Below are 8,932 nucleotides of genomic sequence, written 5' to 3'. Positions count from 1 at the left end.
TCAAATTGGCTCTACCCAATTCAGCACTACTCAAATCGGCTTCCCTCAAATCAACCCCACTAAAGTTTCTTTCCCCAGCAGCATAACGCTGCAACAACTCTTCAGCATCCATAACTCAGATCCCTCATTAAATAACACATACAATTACATGGGACTTTGGCGACAACAGCACAGCCACAGGCATCCTTAACCCCACCCACACCTACACCAATATTAAATAAATTTAACGTGCAATAGCAGATTAAAATAATTCTTAATTCGCTGCTGATTTAGTCGATCTTGACTCAAAACCCTCCAGAATTTGGTTAAACCTAAAGGAAATGTTAAGTGTGATTTAGGAAAATAAAAATTACACCTCTTGTCCCTTCCTAGAGGGTAAAATAGCAACACCTCCCTAAATTAATAGGTATATTACACCCATTAGCCGGGGAAAAACCTGTGTTGTTACATACTCACAGATTGTTAATTAAAATACTTTGGAACAATTAGCTTTTTAAGGGAATCTCCTTTTAAAACCAGATTTTAATAATAAACTATGATTCGGTTCATCCTGATACAAGGTATAAATTTTCAACAAAACTGTTAGTCACTGAAAAGTAGGGCCTAGTTTGCAAGCAAAAGAGATAAAGGATAAACTAAAGTCACTGACCGAGAAAGCATCAACGATAGATCCTCAGTTAGCAAAAAGACTAAACGAGATCAATCGTTGGGTAAAATTCATTCGGCCTGGTTCCCTGACTGCAAAACCATTTGTCCTAGCGTTTCTTCTAGAGGTAATTACAGACTCTACAATTTGGCTGATCATTCAATCTTTACCTTCGGAAGCAGAACGACAAGCAAAATTTGACCAAATGACCGCAAATGAAAGATATTGGTACAGTTACCTATTTCCTCGATGGATAAACTCAACAGATGCCAAATTTTATATTTGGAAGAAAAAAATAATGGCAGGAGAGTTTAATCAGTTTGATAGTGATATCATTAAATCAATAGCTCAAGATATTGTCCGTCGTGAAGGGAGCTTTTGGCAGCGCTATATTGCTGATCTCTCTATGGCAACAGACTTAATCATTAGTAATCATCAGCAAAAACCACTTTGTATTCAAGTTACCAGTGTTAGTGAAGAGTTTCATGTCAGAAAGTATGAGAAGTGGCAAAATTCACTGCAATTGTGGGAAATAGAAAGAGGATTGTTTTTAAGTTACAACCCCGGAGAAAGTGATTTCATTAATCAGTTAGTCAACGTGGCACTCTATAACAGCGACCATCTTGCTCAAGGAAAGTATGTCAATTTTTCCTGATGTCAAATTTCGATATTGAATATCTCAGTCCTTTCCTACATCGCTATCTGCTTACAACAGCATTTATGGTTAACCAACAAACAATGAACAGCACTACTCAAGTAGATGAATTTGCTGAAATTTTAGCAGCAGCCCGCAGAATGCAACAAGACTGGTTAGAAAATGGGCTAAATTTTGTTCATCTCTATGTTGAAGATGTAGATGGAGATTGGTTAGAAACTTGGGGAGATGATGAAATCTCTAATTCTTTATTTGATGCTATTAAGGAATTTCTAGTTAGTGATGATGATGTAGCTGTGAAAATTAGGTATTATTTGAGAAATGAATCACTGTTTGATTTAGCCGTAAATTTGGAAGAATCTTTGCGGATTTATAGAGGAGATGAAAAATTATTTGCTGTGCGGGATATTTTAATTGGTAATGGTGATATTTGCAATCAAGAATTATTAGATTTAGCAAATAATCTAGTTGATAGGTTTTCTAGGTTTTCGTAAATCGGGAAATTAAATATTTAGGGCTTACAGCACACTATCAGCAAGCCCTATTAAGTCATCTAGTCAAATTTATTCGCGTAAGGATTCAGGATACAGAATATTTGATATAGCAGGGAACAGAAGAGAAAAATATTCTTCTTCCTCCTGAATTCTAACTCCTAACTCCTGACTTATTCGCTAAAAAATGAGCATTACTCAAAGTAGGTAATGCTTTCATCTTTCTGATGACATTTTAGAATTTTAAAGCAACCACTAAGAGGATGTTTTAAAAGTTTTCGGCGATTATAATATGGCTTCGCCACGCCAAGGGCGAACGCTACTACACAAGCAGGACACGAAGTGGCTTCCCTCCGAGAAGTCCACCTCCGTTGACTAACACAAAATTAAGGTTTTCAAACCCACGCAGGTGGGTTTTGTCTGTGTAGCCGCGACTTCTAGTCGCCAGGGCGAGTAATAATTGAGACTTTTCAAACAACCTCTAAGGAACAAGAATAGTTCTTAGTTCTTGTACGTGTTGTTTATAGACAAACCAGGTGGGATTATTGTCTGTATCCTGTTGACAAGGGAGTGGTTGTTCAAATGTAACTTCCCAATAATCACTCAATTTCTCAGTGTTACCTTGAGGACGTGCTGGTGCATTCTGAATTTGTCTTCTGATGGTAGAAACAAAAAATTTCGTACCTTGTCTAACTGAGCATTTTTCCTCATTACTGGTTATATCTTTCGATTGTTGATACCAGTTTTCTCGCCGCTTAAAAGTAGTACTTAAATTAGGTTTAACCTTTAAAATTCGGTCTACAGAAGTAGTTTGAGAAGATACAGTATCGGTATTTATTATACCTAAAATACCACATACCACCGACAGTGATAAGAGTAATTGCTGAGGACGTAATCTAATGTTACTAATTTTCATTTTGATTTTCTTGATTGTTTAGTTTTACCTTAGATGTTAATAAAACCATTTTTGCATAAATTCTGTTTGTAGTTAATTACCCACGCAATATTAATTTCATACTAACGAACGTTAATAAATCATTTTGTGTATAAAAGTGTAACTTAATGATCACAAATGCTTGTATATCTGCCAGCTTTTGAGGATTGTTAACACCGTAAATATACTAGTATGATAAAATTTTTTGGGGTTTATTTTTCAAGAAAGTCGTCATTAAATGCGCTAACTACACGTTAAACTGGACTAAAGTAGCAATTTCTTGCACTCTTGATCATAAAAAATATCTAAATCCTGTTAATTGAGATTTTCACTGTCTGAGAAATTGGAATGCTAGACCAAATTTTTAATCAATTAAACTTACATTTCAGCATAGAAGCCTTTATAGTCCTCTTAATCCTAGTGTTTTTAGAGGCTGTGCTATCGGCGGATAATGCGATCGCACTGGCTGCGATCGCACAGGGACTAGAAGACAAAAAGCTGGAAAATCAGGCGCTAAACATCGGTTTAGTATTTGCCTATGTACTAAGAATTACCCTACTACTCACCGCCACTTGGGTACAAAAATTCTGGCAATTTGAACTAATGGGGGCTGCTTACCTACTGTGGCTAGTATTCCAACACTTTACATCACAGGAAGACGAGGAAAATCACCATCACGGTCCACGTTTTAAATCTCTGTGGCAAGCTATACCCGTGATTGCTTTTACCGATTTGGCTTTTTCCTTAGATAGTGTGACAACAGCGATCGCAGTTTCTCAAGAATGGTGGTTGGTAATCACAGGAACCACAATCGGTATTGTTGCACTCCGATTCATGGCTGGGTTATTTATTCGCTGGTTAGATGAATATGAAAATTTAGAAGATGCCGGCTATATCACCGTAGCTTTTGTGGGTTTACGCCTACTGTTGAGAGTCGTTAATGATAATCTAGTGCCACCACAATGGATCATGATTAGTGCGATCGCTATTATCTTAGCCTGGGGATTTTCCAAACGCACCATTATTGAAGAATTAGTCCCAGAAGAACCAGAAAAAAGCGAAGTATCGAAATAGGAATTGGGTAATGGGTAATGGGTAATGGGTAATGGGTAAGAGTTTTTTCCAATCACCAATCACCAATCACCCATTACCAGTTCCTAATTACTCATGTAACCAAGGTGTTGAGTGTGGTTGCCAAGCTACTAATTCTTCATCTTTGAACCACAGTGCAATTTCCTTTTGTGCAGTTTCTGGAGCATCAGAACCGTGGATCAAATTGCGGCCAACATTAATACCAAAATCGCCGCGAATCGTTCCTGGTTCTGAGTTTAAGGGATTTGTTGCACCAATGATTTTTCTGGCAGAAGCAATAACGCCATCACCTTCCCAAACCATCGCCACAACAGGTCCGGAAGTGATAAATTCGACTAAACCTGGAAAAAATGGTCTTTCCCGGTGAACATCATAGTGTTGTTCAGCTAATTCCCGGCTGACTTTCTGGAACTTCAAGCCAACGAGGGTAAAGCCTTTAGTTTCAAAGCGACGGATAATTTCACCCACTAGTCTGCGCTGGACTCCATCAGGCTTAATTGCTAAAAATGTGCGTTCCAAAGCTATCTCCCAAAACTTAATAAAGCTTTTATGCGTTAATTGTCAGTCGTCTTTAGTTTTTTGTCTAGTACTCCCAGAATATTCTCTGAAGATGAGGGCGATGGGGAGGATGGGAGAGATGGGGAGATAGGGGAGATGGGGAGGTTAATAATCCAATTACCCATTACCCATTACCCATTACCCATTACCCAATTACCCATTACCAATCAAAAATTATTGCTAGGTACATATCGCTTGCCGGACTAATTTGTTAAATTATTATCTCGTGGGCGAAAAATAGAGGTCAGGAATCAATGGGTGTCGAGTCAACCGCTGATGAGATTGTCAAAATGCCTGCCAACGGGCATAAATTTGAATTGAAAAACCACAAACACAAGAAGCTGCTGCCACCTATTACCACGACAAGCGATTTACCTCGTACTTGGAAAATTGAGGACAGCGAAGACCTTTATCGAATTGAAGGTTGGGGAAAGCCTTATTTTTCTATTAATGCGGCTGGACACGTTACAGTTTCCCCCAAGGGCGATCGCGGCGGTTCTCTAGATTTGTTTGAATTAGTTAAGTCTTTAAAGCAGCGTAATTTGGGGCTTCCCATGTTAATTCGCTTTTCCGATATTTTGGAAGATCGGATTGAGCGGTTGAATGCCTGTTTTGCGAAAGCGATCGCTCGTTATAACTATACTGGTGTTTATCGTGGTGTATTTCCAGTCAAATGCAACCAGGAAAGGCACTTAATTGAAGATTTGGTGCGTTTTGGCAAACCCCATCAATTTGGTCTAGAAGCTGGTTCTAAGCCAGAATTAATGATTGCCCTGGCTGTACTGGATACACCAGGAGCATTGTTAATTTGCAATGGCTACAAAGACGCAGAATACATTGAAACGGCAATGTTATCCCAAAGGCTCGGACAAACACCAATTATCGTCATAGAACAGATTGAAGAAGTCGATTTGGTGATTGCTGCTAACAAGCAATTGGGAATCAAGCCAATTTTGGGAGTACGCGCGAAGTTAAGCACCCAAGGAATGGGACGTTGGGGAACATCCACAGGCGATCGCGCTAAATTTGGGTTAACCATTCCCGAAATTATGGAAGCGGTTGACAAGCTACGGGAAGCTGATTTACTCGATTCCTTGCAGTTGCTACACTTCCATATCGGTTCACAAATCTCTGCCATCAATGTCATTAAAGATGCCATTCAAGAAGCCAGTCGCATTTATGTAGAATTGGCGATGTTAGGCGCAGATATGAAATATCTGGATGTTGGTGGTGGCTTGGGTGTAGATTACGATGGCTCTCAAACCAACTTCTACGCCTCCAAAAACTACAATATGCAAAACTATGCCAACGATATTGTAGCCGAATTAAAAGATACTTGTGCTGAACGTCAATTACCCGTACCTACACTGATTAGTGAAAGTGGCAGAGCGATCGCTTCCCATCAATCAGTCCTCATCTTTGACGTTCTTAGCACTAGCGATGTCCCCCTTGAACTCCCAGAACCCCCACAAGAGGGAGAATCACCAATTATTAATTACCTTTGGGAAACCTACCAATCCATCAGTCAAGAGAACTATCAGGAGTTTTACCACGACGCTGCTCAATTTAAAGAAGAAGCCATCAGCCGCTTTAACTTAGGAATTTTGCGCCTGAAAGAACGTGCAAAGGCCGAGCGTCTCTACTGGGCTTGTTGTCAAAAAATTCTGGAGATTACCAGACAGCAGGAATACGTACCTGATGAATTGGAAGACCTAGAGAAAATCATGGCTTCCATCTACTACATCAATCTTTCCGTATTTCAATCAGCACCGGATTGTTGGGCAATTGATCAACTATTTCCCATCATGCCCATACATCAGCTAGATCAAGAACCCACACAACGAGGAATTTTAGCAGACCTCACCTGTGATAGTGATGGTAAAATTGACCGCTTTATTGACCTGCGCGATGTCAAATCAGTTTTAGAATTGCATAAATTCAAACCTGAACAACCCTATTATTTGGGAATGTTCCTGAATGGAGCGTACCAAGAAATCATGGGCAACTTACATAATCTTTTTGGTGACACTAACGCTGTTCATATCCAATTAACACCCAAAGGCTACCAAATTAAACACGTTGTCAAGGGTGATACAATGAGTGAAGTAGTTAGCTACGTGCAGTATGACTCTGAGGATATGGTGGAAAACATCCGCCAGCGTTGTGAAAAAGCCTTAGAAGAAAATCGTATTACCCTAGCTGAGTCTCAGCGACTGCTACAAACTTATGAACAAAGTCTCAGGAGATACACTTACTTGAATAGTTAGAATTGGTAATTGGTAATTGGTAATTGGTAATTGGTAATGGTAAAAAGCTATTACCCATTACCTCTTACCCATTACCTAATTGATATTCGTTCCCAACAATTCTGCGATCGCTTGGTGTTCCAAAGGAGTCTCCGCAGGTGGGGTTTGACGAGCATCTGTAATCAGCCAATCTAAAGCAGCCGCTTGCACATCAATCGCCGCCCCAGTCTTATCTACACAATAACGTCCAAACACCAGCTTATCTACCAAACGCACTCCCGGCGCTAGACGCGACCATTCAAAAATCACACTATTGTCTACAGTTGCACCGCTACAAATCCAACAATTGGGGCCAATCATCGCCGGGCCAACAATCTTCGCTCCATCTTCAATTCTGGTCATACCACCAATGTAAACTGGCCCTGTAATATCTACCTTATCCCAATTTACCGCTACATTTAAGCCAGTGTATATACCCGGTGCTACCTCATGACCAGGAATTTGCACATTTTTGATTTCTCCTAGCAACACACCGCGAATAGCCCGCCAATAATCTGGAACTTTTCCAATATCTACCCATTCAAAATCCATCGGGATAGCATAGAAAGGCGCATTAATTTCCACCAATTTGGGAAACAAATCGCCACCAATATCATATTCCACCCCAGAAGGAATATAGTTAAATACTTCTGGTTCAAAAATGTAAATACCTGTATTGATATTAGTGCTAAGAGCTTCTTCCGTTGAAGGTTTTTCTTGGAAAGCTTTAATGCGATTATCCTCATCAGTAACCACTACCCCATAGCTAGAAACCTCTTCCTGTGGAACAGATTTAGTAATGATCGTCGCAATAGACCCCTTAGATTTATGCCACTTCACCGCCGCAGTTAAATCTAAGTCAATTAAAGCATCACCGCACAACACAACAAAAGTATCATCAAAAAATGGCGAGAAGTCTTGGATACGCCGCATCCCTCCAGCAGAACCAATTGCTTCCCCTACTAACTTGCCATCATCATCAATTTTACCTTCAAAAGAATAGGCAATCTGCACCCCAAACCGTTGACCATCACGGAAATAATTTTCTATTTCCTCAGCCAAATGGCTAACATTGACCATAATCTCGTCAAATCCGTGTTGGCGCAGTAGTTCTAATAAAAATTCCATCACTGGCTTTTGCAGGATAGGAATCATCGGCTTAGGAATTGTGTAAGTAATCGGACGTACACGAGTACCCTTACCCGCTGCGAGAATCATTGCTTTCATAAGATTTTATACCTCCACCACAGGTCAGTTTACTTTCATCGAGAGCTTCTTAATCATCAGTTTTTATTCTGTTCTCAGCTAAAGGTATAACTAGATGATCATTAGTCAGTTATCTTTTCAATTTACTAGGATTCTGGGTTTTGCTGAAGCAAAAATTTAGTTGATCGAGTTGGAACTGTTGGCTAAACTAGGCAAGCGGATTTTTATCTCCTGGTAAAATTCTTCTTGAAATAGCTCTACCTTAGATTGAGCAGACAGCAGCAGTAAGGCCCAAAAAACACTGACTAAGTTACCATGTTCCGACTCATGTGACTCTCCAGGCTTATTTGGTTGCTTTGTTTGTGTCCACAACTGTACTAATTGTTCTAAATTCAAACATTGTCCCTCTAAATTTAGGTCTTGAGCCGAAAGATGCAACACCTGTTCTAGTTCTGAAGCTACTTCTGTTAGATTCTCTTGGTGAGCTAATTCTAGTGCTTCCCGCATGGTTTGCATACTAGGCTGACGCTTAGGACGGTGAGGCTTGTTGGCCTTTTCTACCCGTTTTAGCTGGTTAGCCATAATCTGCAATTGCTCGATTAACTCTTGCAGCGTCACACGACGTTTTGGTGGTGGCATTGCGGCTGGACGGCGACGCAACTGGCGTTCTAATTGCAACCGCTGAATGGGATACAACTCACCATCTTCACCATCCAAAAGTGAATCATCGGACACATTATCTATGATATTGTCTACTGTTGACAATTGAACCAAAGTATTAGCTTTGAATAATACAAGCATTGATGCTGATAAAAAAGCCTGTCCAGATTGAGACAAGTCAGCCTCATAACCTCTTGCTGTTGACTCTGGTGCCATTAGCTCTAAGTAGCGGTCTATTACCTCAATTACCTGCACATCCCAAGGATCAATTTCCCCCTGTTCAGCTTGGTGGATTAAATGTGTAATTGTTTCTAATAGCTCGGTAGCATCCATCAATTTTTAGATTTTAGATTTTAGATTTGTCTTGTCCTTTAAAGACAAGGTTTGTATTGATACAACTTAAAT

The 8,932-nt window shown here is 39.9% G+C and carries 10 protein-coding genes; 5 read left to right on the top strand and 5 right to left on the bottom strand.

Annotation, left to right across the window (positions count from 1 at the left end):
- Positions 1-112, bottom strand: a 112-nt coding sequence (locus VB713_RS23535) for a pentapeptide repeat-containing protein (RefSeq protein WP_323313932.1), incomplete at its 3' end; no start/stop codon positions are given.
- Between the two features lie 19 nt (positions 113-131).
- On the opposite strand from VB713_RS23535, the gene VB713_RS28340 reads away from it, so the two are divergent.
- From VB713_RS28340 to VB713_RS23525, 3 genes are all read left to right on the top strand, one after another.
- Positions 132-221, top strand: coding sequence for a PKD domain-containing protein (locus VB713_RS28340; RefSeq protein ID WP_416242477.1), 90 nt, complete (start codon positions 132-134; stop codon positions 219-221).
- Between the two features lie 387 nt (positions 222-608).
- Positions 609-1,301, top strand: a complete 693-nt coding sequence (locus VB713_RS23530) for a hypothetical protein (protein WP_323313928.1) — start codon at positions 609-611, stop codon at positions 1,299-1,301.
- A 65-nt stretch (positions 1,302-1,366) separates the two neighbouring features.
- A complete protein-coding gene (locus tag VB713_RS23525) occupies positions 1,367-1,795 on the top strand; it encodes a hypothetical protein (RefSeq protein WP_323313931.1) in 429 nt (142 codons plus the stop codon).
- A 478-nt stretch (positions 1,796-2,273) separates the two neighbouring features.
- On the opposite strand, the gene VB713_RS23520 is transcribed toward VB713_RS23525, so the two are convergent.
- Complete coding sequence (locus tag VB713_RS23520; RefSeq protein ID WP_323313927.1) at positions 2,274-2,708, bottom strand: hypothetical protein; 435 nt, start codon at positions 2,706-2,708, stop codon at positions 2,274-2,276.
- Positions 2,709-3,074: 366 nt separating this feature from the next.
- On the opposite strand from VB713_RS23520, the gene VB713_RS23515 reads away from it, so the two are divergent.
- A complete protein-coding gene (locus VB713_RS23515; RefSeq protein WP_323313926.1) occupies positions 3,075-3,800 on the top strand; it encodes a TerC family protein in 726 nt (241 codons plus the stop codon).
- 87 nt (positions 3,801-3,887) lie between these two features.
- On the opposite strand, the gene ndk is transcribed toward VB713_RS23515, so the two are convergent.
- On the bottom strand, positions 3,888-4,337 hold the full coding sequence (gene ndk, locus VB713_RS23510; protein WP_323313925.1) for a nucleoside-diphosphate kinase: 450 nt from the start codon (positions 4,335-4,337) through the stop codon (positions 3,888-3,890).
- A gap of 293 nt (positions 4,338-4,630) precedes the next feature.
- Here ndk and speA point away from each other — a divergent pair, with 293 nt between their 5' ends.
- Positions 4,631-6,643 carry a biosynthetic arginine decarboxylase gene (gene speA / locus VB713_RS23505; RefSeq protein ID WP_323313924.1) on the top strand — a complete coding sequence of 671 codons (2,013 nt, stop codon included), beginning with the start codon at positions 4,631-4,633 and terminating at the stop codon, positions 6,641-6,643.
- Between the two features lie 75 nt (positions 6,644-6,718).
- Here speA and VB713_RS23500 read toward each other — a convergent pair whose 3' ends face one another.
- Together VB713_RS23500 and VB713_RS23495 are read right to left on the bottom strand one after the other, a co-directional pair.
- Positions 6,719-7,888 carry an NDP-sugar synthase gene (locus tag VB713_RS23500; RefSeq protein WP_323313923.1) on the bottom strand — a complete coding sequence of 390 codons (1,170 nt, stop codon included), beginning with the start codon at positions 7,886-7,888 and terminating at the stop codon, positions 6,719-6,721.
- A 156-nt stretch (positions 7,889-8,044) separates the two neighbouring features.
- Positions 8,045-8,860 carry a ScpA family protein gene (locus VB713_RS23495; RefSeq protein ID WP_323313922.1) on the bottom strand — a complete coding sequence of 272 codons (816 nt, stop codon included), beginning with the start codon at positions 8,858-8,860 and terminating at the stop codon, positions 8,045-8,047.
- Between the last annotated feature and the right edge of the window lie 72 nt (positions 8,861-8,932).

Source organism: Anabaena cylindrica UHCC 0172 (assembly GCF_034931625.1).
Lineage (GTDB): Bacteria > Cyanobacteriota > Cyanobacteriia > Cyanobacteriales > Nostocaceae > Anabaena > Anabaena cylindrica_A.
The sequence above is the reverse complement of the archived record's forward strand: the minus strand, read 5'-3'. Positions and strand labels throughout refer to the sequence as shown.

Bases quoted from the DNA above. Each gene is read 5' to 3' on its own strand.
- VB713_RS23525 (WP_323313931.1), top strand. From the start codon at position 1,367: ATGGTTAACCAACAAACAATGAACAGCACTACTCAAGTAGATGAATTT.
- VB713_RS23520 (WP_323313927.1), bottom strand. From the start codon at position 2,708: ATGAAAATTAGTAACATTAGATTACGTCCTCAGCAATTACTCTTATCA.
- VB713_RS23515 (WP_323313926.1), top strand. From the start codon at position 3,075: ATGCTAGACCAAATTTTTAATCAATTAAACTTACATTTCAGCATAGAA.
- speA (WP_323313924.1), top strand. From the start codon at position 4,631: ATGGGTGTCGAGTCAACCGCTGATGAGATTGTCAAAATGCCTGCCAAC.
- VB713_RS23500 (WP_323313923.1), bottom strand. From the start codon at position 7,888: ATGAAAGCAATGATTCTCGCAGCGGGTAAGGGTACTCGTGTACGTCCG.
- VB713_RS23495 (WP_323313922.1), bottom strand. From the start codon at position 8,860: ATGGATGCTACCGAGCTATTAGAAACAATTACACATTTAATCCACCAA.